Annotated in this window: 16 protein-coding genes and 2 pseudogenes; 9 read left to right on the top strand and 9 right to left on the bottom strand. The window is 70.9% G+C overall.

Going from position 1 to position 21061, the window contains the following annotated elements:
* Positions 1-96 precede the first annotated feature (96 nt).
* The 4 genes from tatA to ACIBBB_RS14725 all read left to right on the top strand — a co-directional run bounded on the left by tatA (position 97) and on the right by ACIBBB_RS14725 (position 5203).
* Positions 97-390 carry a Sec-independent protein translocase subunit TatA gene (tatA, locus tag ACIBBB_RS14740; protein ID WP_398981773.1) on the top strand — a complete coding sequence of 98 codons (294 nt, stop codon included), beginning with the start codon at positions 97-99 and terminating at the stop codon, positions 388-390.
* A gap of 112 nt (positions 391-502) precedes the next feature.
* The gene (tatC, locus tag ACIBBB_RS14735) at positions 503-1393 is read left to right on the top strand and encodes a twin-arginine translocase subunit TatC (RefSeq protein ID WP_398981771.1); all 891 of its coding nucleotides are present in this window, start codon (positions 503-505) and stop codon (positions 1391-1393) included.
* A gap of 3 nt (positions 1394-1396) precedes the next feature.
* A complete protein-coding gene (locus ACIBBB_RS14730) occupies positions 1397-2329 on the top strand; it encodes a diacylglycerol kinase (protein WP_398981769.1) in 933 nt (310 codons plus the stop codon).
* Between the two features lie 45 nt (positions 2330-2374).
* Entirely contained in the window at positions 2375-5203 is a 2829-nt protein-coding gene (locus tag ACIBBB_RS14725) for a DEAD/DEAH box helicase (protein ID WP_398982064.1), read from the top strand.
* A gap of 156 nt (positions 5204-5359) precedes the next feature.
* Here ACIBBB_RS14725 and ACIBBB_RS14720 read toward each other — a convergent pair whose 3' ends face one another.
* From ACIBBB_RS14720 to ACIBBB_RS14700, 5 genes and pseudogenes are all read right to left on the bottom strand, one after another.
* Positions 5360-6319, bottom strand: a complete 960-nt coding sequence (locus tag ACIBBB_RS14720; RefSeq protein WP_398981767.1) for an ADP-ribosylglycohydrolase family protein — start codon at positions 6317-6319, stop codon at positions 5360-5362.
* Positions 6320-6362: 43 nt separating this feature from the next.
* Positions 6363-6722 (bottom strand): annotated as a pseudogene (locus ACIBBB_RS14715) (fasciclin domain-containing protein); the annotation flags it as partial.
* 80 nt (positions 6723-6802) lie between these two features.
* Positions 6803-6979 (bottom strand): annotated as a pseudogene (locus ACIBBB_RS14710) (sigma factor); the annotation flags it as partial.
* A gap of 372 nt (positions 6980-7351) precedes the next feature.
* The gene (locus ACIBBB_RS14705; RefSeq protein ID WP_398981765.1) at positions 7352-8197 is read right to left on the bottom strand and encodes a siderophore-interacting protein; all 846 of its coding nucleotides are present in this window, start codon (positions 8195-8197) and stop codon (positions 7352-7354) included.
* Positions 8198-8312: 115 nt separating this feature from the next.
* The gene (locus tag ACIBBB_RS14700; protein ID WP_398982062.1) at positions 8313-9218 is read right to left on the bottom strand and encodes a 5'-3' exonuclease H3TH domain-containing protein; all 906 of its coding nucleotides are present in this window, start codon (positions 9216-9218) and stop codon (positions 8313-8315) included.
* 296 nt (positions 9219-9514) lie between these two features.
* Here ACIBBB_RS14700 and ACIBBB_RS14695 point away from each other — a divergent pair, with 296 nt between their 5' ends.
* The 4 genes from ACIBBB_RS14695 to ACIBBB_RS14680 all read left to right on the top strand — a co-directional run bounded on the left by ACIBBB_RS14695 (position 9515) and on the right by ACIBBB_RS14680 (position 14874).
* Complete coding sequence (locus tag ACIBBB_RS14695; protein ID WP_398981763.1) at positions 9515-10684, top strand: glycine betaine/L-proline ABC transporter ATP-binding protein; 1170 nt, start codon at positions 9515-9517, stop codon at positions 10682-10684.
* Positions 10677-13307: an ABC transporter permease/substrate binding protein gene (locus tag ACIBBB_RS14690; RefSeq protein WP_398981761.1), complete on the top strand. Its 2631-nt coding sequence runs from the start codon at positions 10677-10679 to the stop codon at positions 13305-13307. Before ACIBBB_RS14695 ends, ACIBBB_RS14690 begins: the two co-directional genes overlap by 8 nt.
* Positions 13308-13578: 271 nt before the next feature.
* Complete coding sequence (locus tag ACIBBB_RS14685) at positions 13579-14127, top strand: helix-turn-helix domain-containing protein (RefSeq protein ID WP_398981759.1); 549 nt, start codon at positions 13579-13581, stop codon at positions 14125-14127.
* A 15-nt stretch (positions 14128-14142) separates the two neighbouring features.
* A complete protein-coding gene (locus ACIBBB_RS14680; protein ID WP_398981757.1) occupies positions 14143-14874 on the top strand; it encodes a helical backbone metal receptor in 732 nt (243 codons plus the stop codon).
* Here the strand turns inward: ACIBBB_RS14680 and ACIBBB_RS14675 are convergent.
* A complete protein-coding gene (locus ACIBBB_RS14675; protein WP_398982060.1) occupies positions 14813-15955 on the bottom strand; it encodes a TDT family transporter in 1143 nt (380 codons plus the stop codon). The genes ACIBBB_RS14680 and ACIBBB_RS14675 overlap by 62 nt on opposite strands.
* Before the next feature lie 124 nt (positions 15956-16079).
* Between ACIBBB_RS14675 and ACIBBB_RS14670 the strand changes: the two genes are divergently transcribed.
* Positions 16080-17003 carry a LysR family transcriptional regulator gene (locus tag ACIBBB_RS14670; RefSeq protein WP_398981755.1) on the top strand — a complete coding sequence of 308 codons (924 nt, stop codon included), beginning with the start codon at positions 16080-16082 and terminating at the stop codon, positions 17001-17003.
* Between the two features lie 78 nt (positions 17004-17081).
* Here the strand turns inward: ACIBBB_RS14670 and ACIBBB_RS14665 are convergent, their stop codons facing one another.
* The 3 genes from ACIBBB_RS14665 to eat all read right to left on the bottom strand — a co-directional run bounded on the left by ACIBBB_RS14665 (position 17082) and on the right by eat (position 21022).
* Positions 17082-18548 carry an alkaline phosphatase PhoX gene (locus ACIBBB_RS14665; protein ID WP_398981753.1) on the bottom strand — a complete coding sequence of 489 codons (1467 nt, stop codon included), beginning with the start codon at positions 18546-18548 and terminating at the stop codon, positions 17082-17084.
* Between the two features lie 111 nt (positions 18549-18659).
* The gene (locus ACIBBB_RS14660) at positions 18660-19376 is read right to left on the bottom strand and encodes a gamma-glutamyl-gamma-aminobutyrate hydrolase family protein (protein ID WP_398981751.1); all 717 of its coding nucleotides are present in this window, start codon (positions 19374-19376) and stop codon (positions 18660-18662) included.
* Between the two features lie 98 nt (positions 19377-19474).
* Entirely contained in the window at positions 19475-21022 is a 1548-nt protein-coding gene (gene eat / locus ACIBBB_RS14655; protein WP_398981749.1) for an ethanolamine permease, read from the bottom strand.
* Between the last annotated feature and the right edge of the window lie 39 nt (positions 21023-21061).

Raw genomic sequence — 21061 nt, 5'->3', positions numbered from 1 at the left:
ACCCCTGCGGGTTACGATCGCTGCCAGCACGGTGGTCAGACAACTGTCCGGCTGTCGTCCAAGACTCCTGTCGCCTCGGTGAAGAAGGTAATCGCTATGGGTAGGCTCGGCCCCACCGAGATCATCCTCATTCTTGTCGTCATCATCCTGCTCTTCGGCGCCAAGAAGCTGCCCGACATGGCCCGTTCACTCGGCAAGTCGGCGCGCATCCTCAAGAGCGAGGCGAAGGCGATGAAGTCCGACGACAACAAGGGCGGCACCGCTCCGACGGACCCGCCGACCGCCTCCGCCGACCCGGACCAGCCCGCGCCCCGGACGATCCAGGCCGCGCCCGGCGATGTCACCAGTTCGCGTCCCGTCGCCGAGCCGACCGACTCGACCAAGCGCTGATCCGACACCTGGGCCGATGCACGCACCGGGCACGGTGACGGCCTGCCGCACGAGATGAGGACGTGGGTTGCCCAAGTCTGCCCGCACAGAAGAGAAGGATCCCGAGGGGCGCATGCCGCTCGTGGAGCATCTTCGTGAGCTGCGCAACCGGCTGTCGAAGGGGATCCTCGCGATCATCGTCGTGTCGATCGTGGCCGCGGTCTACAGCGAGCCGATCATGACGTTCTTCGCCGAGACCGTGCCCGCGTGCAAGGACGGCTTCCAGGAGAGCGACGGCGGCAACTGCGCGCTTGTCTCCTTCAACACGATCACCGCGCCGTTCACCACCACGATCCGGGTCAGCCTCACGGCCGGCATCATCGGCGCCAGCCCGGTCTGGCTCTACCAGCTCTGGGCCTTCATCGCCCCGGGTCTGCACAAGAACGAGAAGAAGTACACATACGGATTCGTCGCGACCGCCGTGCCCCTCTTCGCGGCCGGTGCCTACCTGGCGTACGTGATCCTCCCGATCAGCCTCAAGGTGCTGCTCAGCCTGACGCCGACGGGCTCGTCGAACATCCTCTCCCTCGAAGAGGTCATCGACTTCACCACCCGTATGGTGCTGGTCTTCGGGCTCGCTTTCGAACTGCCCCTCATCCTGGTCATGCTCAACATGACGGGCGTCGTGACCGGCCGCCGGATGGCCGGATGGTGGCGCGCCGTCGTCATGGGCGTCTTCGTCTTCGGCGCTGTCGTCACCCCGACGACGGACCCCGTGGGCATGCTCGCGCTGGCCGGGCCGATCGTCGTCCTCTACTTCGGAGCGGTCGCCTTCTCCCTGCTGAACGACCGGCGCAGGCGCCGTAACAATCCCGACGCCGGGCTGGACGACGACGAGGCGTCCGATCTGGACCACACCCCGGAGAGCGTCGGCAGCGTCGAACCGGTCTCGTCGGTTGCCGCGCTGCCCGAGCAGGACAGCAACCGTACGGCCCGGGTGAACGGCTACGACGACGTCACCTGAGCCGTGACCGCCGAGATCAGCCTCTTCGTCAATCCCGCCGCGGGCCGCGGCAGGGGCGCCCGTGCCGCCCAGCCCGCCGCCCGCGCGCTCCGGGACGCCGGATACTCCGTCCGTACGGTGCTGGGTACCGACGCCGACGACGCGCTGCGGCGCGCGCGTGAGGCCGTCGCGGCCGGAACCGGCGCCCTGATCGCTGTCGGCGGGGACGGTCTGGTCTCCCTCGCCCTCCAGGCCGTGGCCGGTACGGACACCCCGCTCGGCGTCGTCGCCGTCGGCACGGGCAACGACTTCGGCCGGGCGCTCGGCCTGCCGGTCCGGGACCCCGCCGAGGCGGGCCGGATCGCGGCCGACGCGCTCAAGAACGACGGCATCCGGGAGCTGGACCTGGGGCGGGTCGGGGGCCGGTGGTTCGGCACCGTCCTGGCCTCCGGTTTCGACTCCCGGGTCAACGACCGCGGCAACCGCATGCGCCGGCCGAACGGCCGGCTCAAGTACGACCTGGCGATGGTGGCCGAACTGGCCGCCTTCAAGCCCGTCCGGTACCGCATGACCCTGGACGACGGCATCGAGCGCGAGATCGAGGCGACCCTGATCGCCGTCGGGAACGGCCCCTCCTACGGAGGCGGCATGCGGATCTGCGCGGACGCCGCCATGGACGACGGGCTCTTCGACGTGACAGTCGTCGGGGACTGCGGCCGTGCCACGCTGCTGAAGGTCTTCCCGCGAGTCTACCGGGGCACGCACCTCAGCCACCCCAAGGTCACCGTCCACCGCACCGCGAAGATCACCCTTGCCGCCCCCGGCCTCACCGGCTACGCCGACGGGGAGCCGCTCGGCCCGCTGCCGCTGACCGCGGAGTGTGTCGCCGGGGCCGTACGGGTGCTCGGCCGCGGCCCGGCGCCGGGCCGCGGAGGGGCCGAGGTACCTCGCCCGTAAAGATCGCGCTGACTGTCGGAGGTGGCGGGTAGGCTCGTGAGCAAGATGACAGAGGACCTCACACCGGCCGAGCGTTACGCCGCAGCTCGGACCCGGGCAGCCGAGCAGGCCACCGCACTCGCGCCGTTCCGCGAGATGTACGACTTCGGCCTCGATCCGTTCCAGATCGAGGCGTGCCGGGCGCTGGAGTCCGGCAAGGGCGTCCTGGTCGCCGCGCCCACCGGCTCCGGCAAGACGATCGTCGGTGAGTTCGCCGTGCACCTGGCCCTCACCGAGGGCCGCAAATGCTTCTACACCACGCCCATCAAGGCACTGTCCAACCAGAAGTACGCGGACCTGGTGAAACGCTACGGCGCGGACAAGGTCGGGCTGCTCACCGGCGACAACAGCGTCAATTCCGACGCCCCGGTGGTCGTCATGACCACCGAAGTCCTGCGCAACATGCTCTACGCGGGCTCCCAGTCGCTGTCCGGGCTCGGCTATGTCGTGATGGACGAGGTGCACTACCTCTCCGACCGCTTCCGGGGCGCCGTCTGGGAAGAGGTGATCATCCACCTCCCCGAGTCCGTGACCTTGGTGTCGCTGTCGGCGACGGTCTCCAACGCCGAGGAGTTCGGCGACTGGCTGGACACCGTCCGTGGCAGCACCGAGGTGATCGTCTCCGAGCACCGCCCCGTGCCGCTGTGGCAGCACGTCTTCGCGGGCCGCCGGATGTACGACCTCTTCGAGGAGAGCACCGACCACGGCGGCCGGGGCGGGGCCCGCCGCGAGGTCAACCCCGATCTCGTGCGGCTGGCCCGGATGGAGAACCAGAAGACGTACAACCCGCGTGACCGCCGTCGCGGCAAGATGGTCCGGGAGGCGGACCGGGAGCGCGAGCGCCGACAGCGCGGCCGGATCTGGACACCGGGCAGGCCCGAGGTGATCGAGCGGCTCGACGCCGAGGACCTCCTGCCCGCCATCACCTTCATCTTCAGCCGGGCCGGCTGCGAGGCCGCCGTACAGCAGTGCCTGCACGCCGGGCTGCGGCTCAACGACGACAACAGGCGCGCACGGGTCCGCGAGATCGTGGAGGAGCGCACCGCGTCCATCCCCACCGAGGACCTGCATGTGCTGGGGTACTACGAGTGGCTGGAGGGCCTGGAGCGCGGCATCGCGGCGCACCACGCCGGCATGCTGCCCACATTCAAGGAAGTCGTCGAGGAGCTGTTCGTACGGGGTCTGGTCAAGGCCGTGTTCGCCACGGAGACCCTGGCGCTCGGCATCAACATGCCGGCCAGGTCCGTCGTCCTGGAGAAGCTCGTCAAGTGGAACGGCGAGCAGCACGCCGACATCACGCCCGGCGAGTACACCCAGCTGACCGGGCGCGCCGGACGCCGGGGCATCGATGTCGAGGGCCACGCGGTGGTGCTCTGGCAGCGTGGCATGGACCCGGGCGCGCTCGCGGGCCTCGCGGGCACCCGCACGTATCCGCTGCGCTCCAGCTTCCGGCCGTCGTACAACATGGCGGTCAATCTGGTGCAGCAGTTCGGCCGTCACCGCTCGCGCGAGCTGCTGGAGACGTCGTTCGCGCAGTTCCAGGCGGACAAGTCGGTGGTGGGGATCTCCCGGCAGGTCCAGAAGAACGAAGAGGGGATGGAGGGCTACCGGGAGGGCATGACCTGCCACCTGGGGAACTTCGAGGAGTACGCGCGGCTGCGCCGCGACCTCAAGGACCGCGAGACGGAGCTGGCCAAGCAGGGCGCCGTGCAGCGGCGGGCCGCCGCGGCGTCCTCGCTGGAGAAGCTCAAGCCCGGCGATGTCATCCATGTCCCGACCGGCAAGTTCGCCGGGCTCGCGCTGGTGCTCGACCCCGGGCTGCCGGCCGGGCGGGCCAACGGCCACCGGGGCGTGGAGTATCACGACGGCCCGAGGCCGCTGGTCCTGACCGCCGAGCGGCAGGTCAAGCGGCTCGCGTCGATGGACTTCCCGGTGCCGGTCGAGGCGTTGGAGCGGATGCGGATCCCGAAGAGCTTCAACCAGCGATCGCCGCAGTCGCGTCGCGATCTGGCGTCCGCGCTCCGTTCGAAGGCCGGTCACATCGCGCCGGAGCGGCACCGCAAGGGGCGGGCGCCGGCCGCCGACGACCGCGAGATCTCCCGGCTGCGGTCGGAGCTGCGCGCGCACCCGTGCCACGGCTGCGACGAGCGGGAGGACCACGCGCGCTGGGCCGAGCGCTACCACCGGCTCCAGCGGGACACCCGGCAGCTGGAGCGGCGGATCGAGGGCCGGACGAACACCATCGCCCGCACCTTCGACCGTATCGTCGCCCTTCTCACCGAGATGGACTATCTGCGCGCCGACGAGGTCACGGGCAACGGCAAGCGGCTCGCGCGGCTCTACGGCGAACTGGACCTGCTGGCCAGCGAATGTCTGCGCGAGGGTGTCTGGGAGGGGCTTTCCCCGGCGGAGCTGGCCGCGTGCGTCTCGGCGCTGGTCTTCGAGGCGCGCCAGTCGGACGACGCGGTGGCGCCCCGGCTGCCCAGCGGCCCGGCGAAGGCCGCGCTCGGCGAGATGGTCCGTATCTGGGGCCGGCTCGACGCCCTGGAGGAGGACTTCAAGATCAACCAGGCGGAGGGCGTCGGCCAGCGAGAGCCCGACCTCGGCTTCGCCTGGCCCGTGCACATGTGGGCGTCGGGCAAGGGACTGGACGAGGTGCTGCGCGACGCGGAGATGCCGGCCGGCGACTTCGTCCGCTGGTGCAAGCAGGTGATCGACGTCCTCGGACAGATCGCCGCGGCGGCGCCCCGCGAGAACAGCACGGTCGCGAAGAACGCCCGCAAGGCGGTCGACGCGGTGCTGCGCGGGGTGGTGGCGTACAGCTCGGTGGGGTGACGCCGGGTCCGCCCGCCGCGACGCCCTGCGGGTACTGCGCGAGGTCGAGGTCTCGGGATGGAACCACGAGATGCGTGCGGTCCCGGGCGTCACCTGGCTCAGCTCGACAGGCAAGGTCCACGAAGGGCCCGGACACCGAGTGTCCGGGCCCTTGCGTCATGCGGCCAACCGCTGTGCGAGCCGGGCCAGTTCGGGTGTACGGAGCGCACGGTCGCCGTATCCGGGCAGGATTACATGGAGCGGGTCGGTCCAGCGGCGGGGGACCGCTGCGAAGCCGTACACGGCGCCGGCGAGCGCACCGGTGACCGCCGCGACGGTGTCCGTGTCGCCCCCCAGGTCGATCGCGGCCGCGAGGGAGGCGTCGAACGAGTCGGTGGTCCGCAGCGCCCAGAGGGCCGAGCCCAGGCACGGCCATACCGCGCCGTTGAACTCCGTGGCGTCGTCCGGGTGCCACCCGGGGTCGAGCACGGCCGCCCAGCGCGGACGGTGGTCCTCGCGTACGTCCCGCAGGACGCCGGGGACCGCGGCAACCGGATCACCGCCGTCCAGCGCCACCCGGATCAGCTCGTGCAGCACGGCTGTGCCCTCCCAGGCCGCCGCGTCGCCGTGGGTGAGCGCCGCGATCCGGCGGGCGGCCGACATGGTGGCCTCCCGGCCGGCGGCGGCGAAGTGCACGGCGGGGGTGGCCGCGCGCATCAACGAGCCGTTGCCGGCGGCCCGTCCCGAGCGCTGGAAGTGGATGGCGGCCGCGAGATCCCAGGGATCGCCGCTGGTCAGGACCTGTTCCGTCTGGAGCCCGATGTCCTTGGGGTCGGCCGCGGCCCAGCGCCGGAACCGGTCGAAGACGTCGGGCAGTTCGAGGCCGCCGCGCTCCAGCAGCGACTCGCCGATCAGGACCGCCATCTGTGTGTCGTCCGTGGCCTCGCCAGGCTCCCAGCCACCGCCTCCGCACATCTCGCCCACGCCGTCCGGGAAGCGGGCGGAGAAGGCGCCGGCGGGGCCGAACTCGAAGGGCGCTCCGAGCGCGTCGCCGACGGCCGAGCCGACGACAGCTCCGAGCGCCCGGTCGGTGCGAGCCGCTCCGTCCGAAGCGTCCGGGTGATCCACGGGGGTCATCCGGCCAGCATAGAGAGGCCGGACAACCCCGTTGGGCGTGGGACTACTTCGGCATCAGCACCGTGTCGATGATGTGCACCGTGGCGTTGGCCGTCGGGACGTCGCCGCAGACGACGCTCGCCGCGTCGTTCACCCTGTACGAGTCGCCGGAGCCCGCCGTGGTGAGCGCGCTCTTCTGGAGGGTGGGGTAGGTGCCGCTCTCCAGCTGCTTCTTCGCCAGCTTCTCACCCACCACGTGGTAGGTGAGGATCTTGGTGAGCATGGCCTTGTCGGCGAGCACCGCGTCCAGGTCGGCCTTCGGGATTTTGGCGAAGGCGTCGTTGGTGGGGGCGAACACCGTGATGTTCTCAGCCGTGTTGAGGGTGTCGACCAGGCCCGCCTTCTGGACCGCCGTGCCGCCCGTTGCTCGCGGTCGCTGGACGCCTGCGCCGAGCGGACCCGGTCCACCGCGCGCCGGTGCGCGAGGGTGAGCACCCAGGTCATGCCGCTGCCGCGGGACGCCTGGAAGCGCGGGGCGCTGCGCCACACCTCCAGCAGGACCTCCTGGGCCACTTCCTCGGACTGGGCGGGATCGCGCAGGACGGAGCGGACGAGCCCGAGCACCGGCCCGCAGACCAGGTCGTACACCCGGGCGAAGGCTTCCTGGTCGCCCCGGGCCATCCGGCCCAGCAATTCCTGCAGGTCCGGCCCGGCGGGGGCGGGACCGCCGATCTGTACGGCTTGTTTCGCCGTTCCGACCGTTCCGCTCCAGCGTGCTCATGCCGGCATACATGCCGGAGCCGAGCGCGCTCATCACCACGGCCCCGGGGATCAGACCGCGGCGCACTGATGAACGCCATGTCGTGCGGAACGGCATCAGCCCCGCCCGGTGAACTGGGCGATGGCCGCGGGCCGTTCGGCGATGGCATCCGATCCCGACCGGGGTGATGTGCTGAGCCGCGGGGAACCGCTGCCGATGCGCGCGGTCGTCGCGGTCGGCTCTCCACCCGGACGTTCCCGTCGTACCAGAAGACGACCGAGGACGGCGCGGCCTCAGACCGTCGGGTTCTCCTGCTCGCGCTCCACCTGCTCGTTCCACTCGCGCTTGACCGCCCGCCACGCCTCGTCGTTCTGGCCCAGCCGCCAGTAGCCCGAGATCGACAGCCGCTCGCGCGGGATCTGCCGGTCGTGCCGCAGATGGCGGCGCAGCTCCTTCACGAAACCGGCCTCGCCGTGCACGAAGGCGTGCACGTCACCGGCGGGGAAGTCCAGCGCTCGTACGGCGGCGACCAGCGCCTCGCCGACCGGACGGTCCCCGCGGTGCAGCCAGACGATCTCGGCGCCGGCGGGAGCGGCGATCTTCTGCTCCTCCTCGGGGGCGTCGATCTCGACGAAGACATGGATCTTGGCGCCCTCGGGAGCCTGCTCGACCGACGCAGCGATCGCGGGCAGCGCACTCTCGTCACCGACGAACAGATGCCAGTCCGCGGCCGGGTCGGGGGCGTACGACCCGCCGGGGCCCAGGAACCGCACCGTCTCGCCGGGCCGCGCGGCGGCCGCCCAGGGGCCCGCCAGGCCCTCGTCCCCGTGCACCACGAAGTCGATCGTGATCTCCCCGGCGGACGGATTCCACTCGCGCACCGTGTACGTACGGGTGGTGGGCCACTGCTCGCGCGGGAAGTCCTCCCGGATCCGGTCCATGTCGAACGGCTCCGGATAGCTGACGCCCTCGGCCGCGAACAGCAGCTTGACGTAGTGGTCGGTGAATTCGCCCGCCCGGAGCCCGGCGGGTCCGTCGCCGCCGAGGACCAGGCGCACCATGTGCGGCGTGATGCGCTGGGTACGTATCACCCGCGCCTCGTGGACCTTCGGTGACTTGCGGGCCGACTGTGCTGCCACGGCGTCTCCCTCGACTCATGCGGCACACGACCGCCGATCGGCGGTCGCGCGGTGCTTAGGTATGCCTAAGTTAACACCCCGCTGTCGGCCGGCGCGCGATATGTACCTCCCGCCGTCACTTCCCGAGCGTGGTGAGCAGCCGGTGCATGGCGTTGTTCAGACCCCATCGCGCGGCCAGCGCCTCCACCAGCTCCGGATCGAGCGGCTCGGAGGGCAGCGCCGGATCGAAGTCCGGCAGCGGTACGTCCCCGGCGACCCGCACCACCGTGGGCGCGACCGCCACATAGGCCCTGGCCTCGTCCAGCCGCTTGCGCTGGGAGGGAGTGAGCCCGGACCGCGGATCGTCCACCGCAGCCATGATCCCCGCCAGATCTCCGTACGCGTCGAGCAGCTTGGCCGCCGTCTTCTCGCCGATCCCGGGCACACCCGGCAGCCCGTCGCTCGGGTCACCGCGCAGCAGCGCCAGATCGACATAGCCCGGCCCGTCGACCCCGTACTTCTCGCGCAGCCACGCCTCGTCCGTCACCTGGAGCGAGCCGACGCCCTTCAGCGGATACAGCACCCGCACCTGGCGCGCGTCGTCCACCAGTTGATACAGGTCACGGTCGCCGGTGATCACATCCACCGGGCCGGAGGCGCGGCCGGTGAGCGTGCCGATCACATCGTCCGCCTCGTAACCCGCCACCCCGACGCGGGCGATCCCCAGCGCGTCCAGGACCGCCTCGATGATCGGCACCTGCGGGGCGAGCGTGTCCGGGGTCTCCTCCTCGTCCGGCCCCTCCGGCCTCTCCACCGCCACGCGGTGCGCCTTGTACGACGGGATTAGATCCACCCGCCACCGCGGTCGCCAGTCGTTGTCCCAGCAGGCCACGAGGTCGTCCGGGTGGTGGTCCTGGACGAGCCGGGCGATGAAGTCGAGCAGGCCCCGGACCGCGTTGACGGGCGTGCCGTCGGGGGCACGCACCGAGTCGGGGACCCCGAAATAGGCCCGGAAGTAGAGGGAAGCGGTGTCGAGGAGCATCAGGCGTCGCGTCACACCCCGATGATGCCGCATGCCACTGACAGCGGCGGGGCGGTCGGCCGGTCCCGCCGGGCGCCGCCGCCCCTACCGGTCTGACCTGCGCGGCAGCGCACCGAGTGGTGTGGACCACATAAATGTTTGGGTCATGAGGACCAGGGCAGGCGCGCATGCGGAGCGGACCCGGACACGGAGTGCCAAAGACCGTCGACCGGACACCACGGGCAGACCCCGTGCCGCTCCACGGCCCGCCGGCGGGGGTGGCGGGCCGTTTCTCATTTCGACGGCGTGAGGTATATGTGTCCAGGCTGCAGGCGGAACACCTGTACAAGGTATTCGGCGCACGACCCGATGAAGCGGTGAAGAAGCTCGAAAGCGGCACGGACCGTGAGGAGTTGCGCGCCGAAGGTACGACCGCAGCGGTGATCGACGCCTCGTTCTCCGTCGACCCCGGTCAGATATTCGTCGTGATGGGACTCTCCGGATCCGGCAAGTCCACCTTGCTGCGCATGCTCAACGGACTCCTGGAGCCGACGGCCGGGCGCGTGCTCTTCGACGGCCAGGATCTGACCGCCCTGAGCGCGGCCGAGCTGCGCACCGTGCGCTCCACCAAGATCAGCATGGTCTTCCAGCACTTCGCGCTCTTCCCGCACCGCAGCGTGCTGGAGAACGCGGGATACGGACTGGAGGTCCAGGGCGTCCCACGCGCCGCACGGAACAAACGCGCCACCGAGGCGCTGGAGCTGGCGGGCCTGGCCGGCTGGGAGAAGGCCTGGCCCGACGAACTGTCCGGCGGTATGCAGCAGCGTGTGGGTCTGGCCCGCGCACTGGCCACCGACGCGGATCTGCTGCTCATGGACGAGTCGTTCAGCGCGCTCGACCCGCTGATCCGCCGTGACATGCAGGACCAGCTCCTGGAACTCCAGAAGCGGCTGAAGAAGACCATCGTCTTCATCACCCACGACCTCAACGAGGCCATGCGGCTCGGCGACCGGATCGCCGTGATGCGCGACGGGGAGATCGTCCAGATGGGCACCGCCGAGGACATCCTCGTCACCCCGGCCAACGACTACGTCGCCTCCTTCACCCAGGACGTGGACCGCTCGCGTGTCCTGACCGCCGGCGCGATCATGGCGGACGCCGACACCGCCCATGGCCTCCGTACGGACGGCGGCGAGGAACTGCGTACCGACGAGGACGTGCTCGCCGCGGCGCCCGCCTGCGTCACCGCGAGCACCCCGATCATCGAGCTGTTCACCCCCTGCTCGACCAGTTCGGTCCCGGTGGCCGTGGTCGACGAGGAGGGGCGGCTCGTCGGGGTCGTACCGCGCGCCAGACTGCTCGCCGTACTCGGCGAGCCGATGACGCCCGCCGACGCGCCGGCGTCCGCGGGCGCGGGCACCTCGGCGCCCGTCGCCGACGGCGCCCCGGCACAGCTGTCCCTCGGTAAGGAGGCGGCCAGTGCCTAGGCTCCCGCTCGGCGAGTGGGTCGACAGCGGTGTCGACTTCCTCCAGCGCCATCTCTCCTGGCTGTTCGACGCCATCAGCTCGCTCGTCACCGGCATGTACGACGCCGTCGACGCGGTGCTGAGCGGCCCCGAACCGCTTGTCCTCGCCGGCATCCTCGCCGTGCTCGCCTGGTGGCTGCGCGGGCTGCTCACCGCCGCTCTCGCCTTCGTCGGGTTCGCGCTCATCGACTCGATCGAGCTGTGGGAACTCGCGATGTCGACGCTCTCGCTGGTGCTCGTCGCCACGATCGTCATCCTGGTCGTCGCGGTGCCGCTCGGTGTCTGGGCCTCCCGCTCGGCCACCGTCAGCGCCGTCATCCGGCCCGTGCTCGACTTCATGCAGACGATGCCCGCGATGGTCTATCTGATCCCCGGCATCATCTTCTTCGGCGTCGGCGTAGTGCCCGGCATCATCGCCACGATCATCTTCGCCCTGCCGCCCGGTGTCCGTATGACGGAGCTGGGCATCCGGCAGGTCGACGCCGAACTGGTCGAGGCCGCCGAGGCGTTCGGCACCAGCCCGCGCAACACCCTGCTGCGTGTCCAACTCCCGCTGGCTCTGCCCACGATCATGGCCGGTATCAATCAGGTGATCATGCTCGGCCTTTCGATGGTCGTCATCGCGGGCATGGTCGGCGGCGGCGGCCTCGGCGGCGCTGTCTACCGCGCCATCGGCAACGTCGACATCGGCCTCGGCTTCGAGGCGGGCGTCTCCATCGTCATCCTGGCGATGTACCTCGACCGGATGACCGGCGCGCTCGGCCGGCACGTCTCACCGGTGGGCCGCCGCGCGCTGGCCAAGGCGCAGGCGCTGAGCGGTTCGTTCAAGGTGTGGGACCACCGTCCGCGTCCCTCGGTCGCCGTCGTCGGCGTGGTCGTACTCGCGCTCGTAGCAGGCGGCATGAGCATCTTCGGTGGCGACGGCGACCGAGGGACTGGGACGGTCGCCGACGGGGGCGACGTCGGCCAGGGCAAGAAGATCAGCATGGGCTACATCCCCTGGGACGAGGGCATCGCGTCCACCTTCCTCTGGAAGGAACTGCTGGAGCAGCGCGGTTACGAGGTCGAGGCCACCCAGTACGAGGCCGGGGCGCTCTACACCGGCCAGGCGAACGGCCAGATCGACATCCAGACCGACTCCTGGCTGCCGAACACCCACGCCACCTACTGGGCCAAGTACCAGGACAAGCTGGAGGACATGGGCTCCTGGTACGGCGAGACGTCCCTGGAGCTGTCCGTGCCCAGTTACGTGAAGGGCGTCGACTCCCTGGCGGATCTCAAGGGCAAGGCCGACCAGTTCAAGGGCCGGATCATCGGTATCGAGCCCAGCGCGGGCGAGATGGGCATCCTCAAGGACAAGGTTCTCAAGGAGTACGGCCTCGAAGGCGAGTACAAGGTCGTCGACGGCTCCACGCCCGGCATGCTGGCCGAGCTGAAGCGCGCGTACGAGAAGAAGGAACCGGTCGTCGTCACGCTCTGGTCCCCGCACTGGGCGTACAACACCTACGACCTGAAGAAGCTCAAGGACCCCGAGGGGACCTGGGGCAAGGGCGACGGCGTGCACACGCTCGCCCGCAAGGGCTTCTCCGCCGACAACCCGAGCGTCGCCAAGTGGCTCAAGAACTTCGAGATGACCGAGGAACAGCTCACCAGTCTTGAGGCGGAGATCCAGGGCGCCGGGAAGGGCAAGGAGCAGGACGCCGTACGCGCCTGGCTGAAGGACAATCCCGGGCTGGCCGACAAGTGGGCCCCGGTCGCCGGCGTCAGCAAGGGCGCGAACGGCAAGGACGAGCGTGAACGGCCCATCGAAGTCGCCTGGTTCCCGTGGGAAGAGGACATCGCGGCCACGTATCTGTGGAAGGCGGTGCTGGAGGACCGGGGCTACAAGATGAACCTCAAGCAGTTCGAGGTCGGTCCGATGTACACCGCGCTCTCCCGAGGGCAGATCGACGTCCAGTTCGACGGCTGGCTGCCCAACACCCAGAAGAAGTACTGGGACAAGTACGGCGACAAACTCTCCGACCTCGGTTCCTGGTACGGGCCGACGTCCCTGGAGATCGCCGTGCCCAGTTACGTCAAGGGCGTCGACTCCCTGGAGGATCTGAAGGGCCGCGAGGACGAGTTCAAGGGCCGGATCGTCGGTATCGAGCCAGGTACCGAGACCATGAACATCCTCAAGAACGACGTCCTGCCGGGCTACGGCCTGGACGGCGACTACAAGGTCGTCGACAGCTCGACGCCGGGCATGCTGGCCGAACTGGAGCGGGCGTACGGCAAGAAGGAGCCGATCGCGGTCATGCTCTGGACCCCGCACTGGGCCTACAACGAGTACGAGCTGACCAAGCTGAAGGATCCCAAGAAGGCCTTCGGCGAAGGTGACGAGATCCGGACCGTGGCCAACAAGGACTTCCCCAAGAACTACCCGCAGCTGACCAAGTGGTTCAAGAACTTCAAGCTGAGCGAGCAGCAGCTCGCCGGTCTGGAGAACGAGATCCAGAAGCGCGGCACAGGACATGAGGAAGAGGCGGTCAAGGCCTGGATGGACAAGAATCCGGGCATCGCTGACCAGATCGCTCCGCGGTGAGCGGTCGGCGGTGAGCGGTCGGCCGTAGGCCGTAGTGGTCAACGGCCGTGGCGGAAAGTAGCGGGCGGACACCGTGAGAGACGGTGCCCGCCCGCTGTTTTCCGCGCCACCGCGCTCTGGGGGTGCGCTCCGCGCTGAGCGTCGTACGTTGGAGCTGTGGCCCTACGGGTCGGTAACCGGATCCGGACGGATCGGTGGCGGGTGAGACAGACCGCCCTTACGCGGCCGTCAACTCTGAGAAGATGACGATCCGGCCGGAGGGAGCCCAGACATGGACGACAAGGAAGCGCTCAGGGTGGGCGCCGCCGTCCGAAGGCGGCGCAGGTCCCTCGGGCTGACGCTGGCGGCCGTCGCCGACCGCAGCGGGCTGTCCGTGCCCTTCCTCAGCCAGATCGAGAACGAACGCGCCCGGCCGAGCGCCCGCTCGCTGGAGCGGGTGGCCGAAGCCCTGGAGACCACCACCGCCGCGCTGCACGCCGCCGCGGACTCGGCGCGCACCGTCGACGTCGTACGGGCGCACGAGGGCGGCCCCGGCGTGCGCAGGGTGGCACGTGGCGGACACCAGTTGCACGCCAAGGAGTACACCGGCGAGCAGGACACCGGGCGCGAGTACCAGCACCGCAACGACGAGGTCATGTACATCGCCGACGGTGCGGCCGAGGTCGAGGCCGAAGGGCGGGCCTACCGCCTGGAACGCGGCGACACGCTGTACCTCTCCGGAGGCGTCAGGCACCGCTGGCGCGCGACCGAGCCCGGCACCCGCATCCTGGTCGTCGCCGTCGCCGAGCACATCGACGCGACGTTCGACACCCGGCGCTGAGCGGCGGGCCCCGCCGTGCGGACAGGCGCCGGGAGCCGCCGGATCGTCTCGCTCGTCCCCTCCCTCACCGAGGCCGTCGCGGTCAGCGAGCCCGGACTGCTGGTGGGTGCCACCGACTGGTGCGTCCACCCCGCCGGCCTCGATGTCGTACGCGTCGGCGGCACCAAGAATCCCGACATCGCCGCGATCGTCGCGCTCCGCCCCGACCTCGTCGTCGCCAACGAGGAGGAGAACCGCGAGCCCGATCTGGCGGCCTTGCGAGCGGCGGGCATCATGGTGCTGGTCACCGAGGTGCGCGACCTCGACCAGGCCTTCGGTGAGCTGGAGCGGATGCTCGTGACCGGCTGCGGGCTCGCGGTGCCGCGCTGGCTCGACGAGGCCCGCGACGCCTGGGCGGCGGTGCCTCCTCCGTACGGAGGCCGGCGCCGGGCGGTCGTACCGATCTGGCGCAGGCCGTGGACGGTGCTCGGGCGGGACACCTTCGCCGGCGATCTGCTCGCCAGGCTCGGCGTGCGCAACGTCTACGGCGACCGGGCCGAGCGCTACCCCCGGATCCCGCTGGACGAGCTGCGGGCCTCGGGGGCCGACCTGGTCGTCCTGCCCGACGAGCCGTACCGCTTCACCGCCGAGGACGGCCCCGAGGCCTTCCCGGGGCTGCCGGCGGCGCTGGTCGACGGGCGGTTCCTCACCTGGTACGGGCCGTCACTGGCCGGGGCACCGGCGGCGCTGCGAGCGGCACTCCGCTGACCAGACCGTGGACCGTACGGGTCCAGGCGACCGCCCACGCGGCCGTCAGCAGGGCGAACAAGCCGAATGCCAGCCAGGTCAGGGCGGTCAGGCCGGTGGCGCGGGCCAGCCCGGCGGCGGCGGTCACGCACGTGCCGACCGGGAAGGTGAAGGCCCACCACGTCATCGAGAACCGCATCCCGCGCCGTACGGCACCTACGGCCATCACGACCGCCAGGGCCAGCCACAGCAGGGCGAAGCCCAGCACCGGGACGCCGTACAGCACCGCGAACGCGTCCAGCGCGGAGAGATGCGGGGACGAGGTGCCCAGCGCGCTCGGCGCTTCGCGGGCGAGATGGCCGACCGCCGTCGTGGACTGCCCGAGCGGCCCGAGTACGAGGAAGAGCGCCGGCGTCAGGGCGACGGGCAGGGGACCGAGGACCAGCAGCCGGCCGAAGATCAGCGGCAGCAGGGTGAGCGTGGCGAGCAGGCTCAGACCGAACATCGCGTAACAGCCCAGCAGCAGCGCCTCGCGCCACTGCCCGGCGGGCAGATACGGGATCAGCGGCGGACCGAGCGCCGCCGACACCATGGGCGCCACCACCGGCAGCAGCCACACCGGGGACGCGTCGGCGGGCCGTACCCGATGGCGGACCACCATCAGATACGGGATGCCCACCGCCGCCGCCAGGCCGGCGAGCGTGCCCGCCGTGAAGAGCACGGCGTCCACAGCCACCGCCGCACGCTCTCCGATGGCATGACCGCCCACGGAGAGAGTGGCACCGCCGACCGCGAGCAGCGCCATCGCGAGGCATCCGTAGAAGGGCGCCACGGCGGGGTCGAGCAGATGGGCGCGTGCCTGGTCGCGGTGGTGGATCCAGTGCCCGGCGCGGGCGGCCAGGACGAGCAGGAGCATCAGCGCCGACAGCGCCCACACGGCGACGCAGAAGGCGCGGGCCGCGGGGGCGGGAGACGGGGCCCAGGGGAGTGCGCCGCCCGCGCTCGCGACGATCGCGGTCCCCATCACACTCGCGTACCAGTTGGGTCCGACATGGCGCAGCGCCGGGAAGCGCCGGCGGTCTTTCCGCGCGGTCGGCTTCATGGGCGCCTTCACCGTGGTGAGGACGGCGGGGGCGGTCGGAGCGAGGCTGGGCATACCCACACCCTCCTCGCTCCGTGCCCTCCCCACCAGGCCCCTTCGCGCTATGAGGCCATAACCTGCGTATATGACCGACGAGCCTGCCCCGACCCTCGCCCACCGGGTGCCCGAGCTGGGCGCGCTGGAACTGCTCATCGCGGTCGCCCGGCACGGCAGCATGGGCGGCGCCGCCCGCGAGCTGGGTATCAGCCAGCCCGCGGCGAGCAGCCGGATACGGTCCGTCGAACGGCAGCTCGGCGTCAGCCTCTTCGACCGGTCGCCCAGCGGCTCCCGGCTCACCGGCGCCGGCGCGCTCGTCACGGACTGGGCGCGGCGGATCATGGAGGCGGCCGAGGCGTTCGACGCGGGCGCGCAGGCGCTGCGCGACCGGCGCGACTCACGGCTCCGGGTCGCCGCGAGCATGACCATCGCGGAGTATCTGCTGCCCGGCTGGCTCATCGCACTGCGCACGGCCCGGCCGGACACGGCCGTCTCGCTCCTGGCCGGCAACTCGGGCGCCGTGGCCGCGCGGCTGATCGGCGGCGAGGCGGACATCGGCTTCGTGGAGGGCCTGGCCGTGCCCGGGGGGCTGGACGGCACGGTGATCGGGCGCGACCGGCTGGTGGTCGTGGTCGCGCCGACGCACCCCTGGGGCGACCGGCGTACGGCTGTGACGCCCGCCGAGCTGGCGGCTGCCCCGCTGATCCTCCGTGAGGAGGGCTCGGGCACCCGGCAGGTGCTCGACGCGGCGCTCGCCTCCTACGGAGGTCCCGCCGAGCCGCTGCTCGAACTGTCCTCGACGACGGCGGTCAAGGCGGCGGTGGTGAGCGGAGCCGGGCCCTCGGTGCTCAGCGAACTCGCCGTGCGGGAGGAGCTGGCGTCACGCCGGCTGAGGGAGGTCGAGGTGGGGGGCATTCAGTTGCGGCGCGAGCTGCGTGCCGTCTGGCCGACGGGGCACCGCCCGAGCGGCCCGGCCCGAGACCTGCTGGCGCTGACACGCGTAACCCCGTGACCCTCCCCACCCCCTTGGCCTCCCGACGGCCACGGCCGCGCCCCCAGGGTTCGGGGCGCGGCCGTGAGCGGTGGACGCTCAGCGCTGGTGGCGCCAGGGGCCGGTGATGGCCAGCAGGATGCCGGGGTTCTGGATGCTCGCGTACAGCGTCTTGCCGTCGGGGGAGAAGACCACACCGGCGAACTCGCTGTACTCGGGCTCCTCGGCGGTGCCTCCGTTCAGTTCGTTGCGGGCGATCGGGTAGGTCTTGCCGTTGTCCGTGGCGCCGAACAGATGCTGGATGCCCTCGCCGTCCTCGGCCAGGATCACGCCGCCGTACGGGGAGACCGTGATGTTGTCCGGGCCGTCGAGAGCGCCGTCCTTCGACGGGTCCGGGTTGACGCCCAGGATCAGCTTGAGGGTCAGCTTGCGGCGGGCCGGGTCGTAGAACCACACCTGACCGTCGTGCTGCTTCGGGCTCTCCTCACGCGCGTAGGAGGAGACGATGTACGCGCCGCCGTCGGCCCACCACATGCCCTCCAGTTTGCGGGCGCGCGTGACCTGCGTGTCCGTGAACTGCTTGCGTACCGGTACGGTCTTGGCGTCGCGGTCGGGCACGGTCACCCAGTCGACGCCGTAGACGGTCCCGGCCTTCGTGGCGCGGGACAGGTCGTCGATGAAGTTGCCCCGGGAGTCGAAGCACTTGAAGGCCTCCAGCACACCGGCGGTGTCGGAGAGCCCGCGCAGCTTGCCCCGGCCGTGGCGGAAGCCCTTCGGCGGAGTCCAGCGGTACAGCAGACCGTTGGGGCCGGAGGCGTCCTCGGTCAGGTACAGATGGCCGCGCTTGGTGTCGACGACGACGGCCTCGTGGTCGTACCGGCCGAGCGCCTTGATCGGCTTCGGGTGCTGGTTGGCGCGACGGTCGTAGGGGTCGACCTCGAAGACATAACCGTGGTCCTTGGTCATGCCGCCCTCGCCGGCCTTGGCGGTGTTCTCCTCGCAGGTCAGCCACGTGCCCCAGGGGCTGCGACCGCCCGCGCAGTTCTGCTGGGTGCCGGCGACGCCGACCCACTCGGCCACCAGCTCGCCGTGCTTGGAGACCTCGACGACGGTGCAGCCGCCGGGGGCGGCGGGGTCGTACACGAGTCCCGCCGTGAGCGGTACGGGGAAGTCGACGGCGGCGCGGTCGCCGCTGATCTCGTGGTTGGTGACCAGGAGTGTGGAGCCGCGGGTGCCCGGGAAGGTGGCCGTGCCGTCGTGCTTGTTCGGCGTGAACTCACCGCTGTCCAGCTTCGTGACACCGGCGTGGGTGATGATCTTGTACGAGAATCCGGCGGGCAGAGCGAGCAGGCCCTTCGGGTCGTCGATCAGGGGGCCGTACCCGGTCTTGCTGCCGAGTGCCTGGGCGGACCGGTCGATCTGCTCCTGGTCTCCGCTCGTGGCTGCGTCCGCGTTCTCGTCCGCGTAGGCGTACGCGCTGGCGGTGGACAGCACACCGGCGGCACCGACGAGGGTGAGACCGGCGCCGGCTGAGGTCTTGGAGAAGTCTCTACGGGTGATGGGCACGTTCGTCTCCTGGGGGTACACGGTTGGACGGCCGGGGTGACCCGAGCCCGGGCTACAGTCCCCTCCATCCGCGAACGGCGGGTGAACGGGAAACCATCAACGCATGCTGTCTCACCGGCCGGGCGGCCGTGCGCCGACCCGCCCCCGCTCGCGCGCCGCCGTCACCAGCGCCGCCATCACGCGAACGTCCTCGCCCATCTCGGGATGCCACTGGACCCCCAGCACCCACCGCTCGTCCACCAACTCCACGGCCTCCACGGTCCCGTCGCCCGCGTACGCCGACACGATCAGACCCTCGCCGAGCCGGTCCACCGTCTGGTGGTGCGAGGACGGCACGTCCGCCTCCTCCGGCACGGCGGTCCCGTACCGCGTCCCCGGCACCGGCTTCACCGGGTGCTCGCCGAACACGCCGAGCGTCGCGGCCGTGTGGCCCTCCAGATGCTGCACGAGCGTCCCGCCGAGGGCGATGTTCAGCAGCTGCATGCCCCGGCAGATCCCCAGCAGCGGCGTACCGGACGCCAACGCCGCCTCGATCAGGGCCAGTTCCCACTCGTCCCGCTCCCGGGCGGGCGGTCCGGTACGGGGGTCGGGCTCGGCCCCGTACCGTACGGGCTCCACATCCGGACCGCCGGCGATGACCAGCCCGTCGAGCCTGGCGACCACGGAGGCGGCGGTGGCCGACCCGTCCGGCGGGAGCATGACGGCCACGCCGCCCGCGCGCTGGACGAGGCGGGGATATCCCATGGGCAGCAGAGCTGCGGGCAGATCCCAGACGCCCCACTTGGCCGACGTCTCCAGATACGTGCTGACGCCGATGAGCGGCTTCACTGAACGTTCCTCCGTTGTGGTGCTGTGCTGTGGCGCTGTTCTGTAGTGGTGTTCCGTCGGAAGCGATCCGTCGGGAGGCGATCCGCCGTACGGGATCCTCAGTCCCGTTCCAGCTCGGCCTCGGCGGCCGCGAGCGCGGCGAACTCCTCCTCGGGCGCGGCGGCGACCAGCCGGTGCCGACTGTAGAAGGCGAAGTAGGCGAGTGCCACGACATAGACGCCGAGCGCGATGAACGCGGCGTCCTTGTCCACCAGGAAGGTCGCCACCAGCGCCGACAGGGCCAGTACGAAGGCCACGCCGGAGGTCAGCATGCCGCCCGGTGTCCGGTACGGACGGTGCAGACCGGGCTCGCGGCGCCGCAGTACCAGATGGGACAGGGCCATCAGGGCGTAGGAGATGGTCGCGCCGAAGACCGCGACGTTCAGCATCCGCCCGCCGTTGCCGCTGCCCGCGGCGAGCGCGAAGCCGATCGCGCCGGGTATCAGCAGACCGAGGTAGGGCGCCTTGCGGCTGCTGGTCAGGGAGAGGAAGCGGGGCAGATAGCCGGCGCGGGAGAGCGCGAACAGCTGCCGGGAACCGGCGTAGATGAGGGAGAAGAAGGACGCGACGAGACCGGCGAGGCCCGCGTAGTTGACGAACCGGCTGAGCGCGGTGGGATCGCCGTCGCCCTGGAGTGCGACGACCAGCGGGTTGCCCGCCTCCTGGACGGCGGCCGAGCCGCGGGCCCCGGTGGCGGCGAAGAACGTGATCAGGGCCAGCAGGGCGAGGATGCCCATGGAGATCGACAGCGCCCGTGGCATCGAGTGCACCGGGTCCTTGGCCTCCTCGGCGGCCAGCGGCACGCCCTCGACGCCGAGGAAGAACCACATGCCGAAGGGGAACGCGGCCCAGATGCCCAACAGGCCGTACGGCAGCCAGGAGTTGGAGCCGAAGGCGTCCTCCTGGACGGGGATGTCGTTGAGGTGGCCGCTGTCGAAGTCGGTGAAGGCGCCCACGGCGAAGATCAGCAGCGCGGCGACGGCGATGGCCGTCACGACCAGACTGAAGCGCAGCGCCTCGCCCACGCCCCAGAGGTGGATGCCGATGAAGACGGCGAAGCAGGCGAGATAGACCGGCCAGCCCGCGTCCAGCCCGAAGAGGTTCAGCGACTCGACGTAGTCACCGATGAAGATGGAGATCGCGGCCGGCGCCAGGATGTACTCGATGAGGATGGCCGTGCCGGTCAGGAAACCGCCCCAGGTGCCGAGCGCGCGGCGGGCGAAGCCGTAACCGCCGCCCGCCGTCGGCAGGATGGCGGACAGCTCCGCGAGCGAGAAGACGAGACAGGCGTACATCGCGCCCATCAGGAGCGTCGCGATGGCGAGTCCGCCGAAGCCGCCCTCGGAGAGTCCGATGTTCCAGCCGGAGAAGTCACCGGAGACGACGTAGGCGACGCCGAGACCGGTCAGCAGCAGCCAGCCGGCGCTGCCGCGCTTCAGCGTGCGGCGCCGCAGATAGTCCGCGTCGGCGGCGGGACCGCCCGCGGCGCCGGTCGCGGCGCCGGTCGCGGCGCCGGTCGCGGCGTCGGTCGCGGCGGCGTCCGGTGCGGGACCGGCCGGACGTGACGGATCGGCTGGTGGGATACGGGAGTCCGTGCCTTCGGCCATGAGCCGCTCCTGCCTCGGGTTCTGCCTCGGGGGCAAAGG

Source organism: Streptomyces sp. NPDC051217 (genome assembly GCF_044455465.1).
Lineage (GTDB): Bacteria > Actinomycetota > Actinomycetes > Streptomycetales > Streptomycetaceae > Streptomyces.
Note: the sequence above shows the minus strand (reverse complement) of the source record. Positions and strands in the feature narration are given on the sequence as shown.

Excerpts from the sequence above, each read along its gene's own strand:
- tatC (WP_398981771.1), top strand. The coding sequence starts at position 503 with ATGCCGCTCGTGGAGCATCTTCGTGAGCTGCGCAACCGGCTGTCGAAG.
- eat (WP_398981749.1), bottom strand. The coding sequence starts at position 21,022 with ATGGCCGAAGGCACGGACTCCCGTATCCCACCAGCCGATCCGTCACGT.
- ACIBBB_RS14670 (WP_398981755.1), top strand. The coding sequence starts at position 16,080 with ATGACCGACGAGCCTGCCCCGACCCTCGCCCACCGGGTGCCCGAGCTG.
- ACIBBB_RS14720 (WP_398981767.1), bottom strand. The coding sequence starts at position 6,319 with ATGACCCCCGTGGATCACCCGGACGCTTCGGACGGAGCGGCTCGCACC.
- ACIBBB_RS14725 (WP_398982064.1), top strand. The coding sequence starts at position 2,375 with ATGACAGAGGACCTCACACCGGCCGAGCGTTACGCCGCAGCTCGGACC.
- ACIBBB_RS14685 (WP_398981759.1), top strand. The coding sequence starts at position 13,579 with ATGGACGACAAGGAAGCGCTCAGGGTGGGCGCCGCCGTCCGAAGGCGG.
- tatA (WP_398981773.1), top strand. The coding sequence starts at position 97 with ATGGGTAGGCTCGGCCCCACCGAGATCATCCTCATTCTTGTCGTCATC.
- ACIBBB_RS14675 (WP_398982060.1), bottom strand. The coding sequence starts at position 15,955 with ATGAAGCCGACCGCGCGGAAAGACCGCCGGCGCTTCCCGGCGCTGCGC.
- ACIBBB_RS14700 (WP_398982062.1), bottom strand. The coding sequence starts at position 9,218 with ATGCTCCTCGACACCGCTTCCCTCTACTTCCGGGCCTATTTCGGGGTC.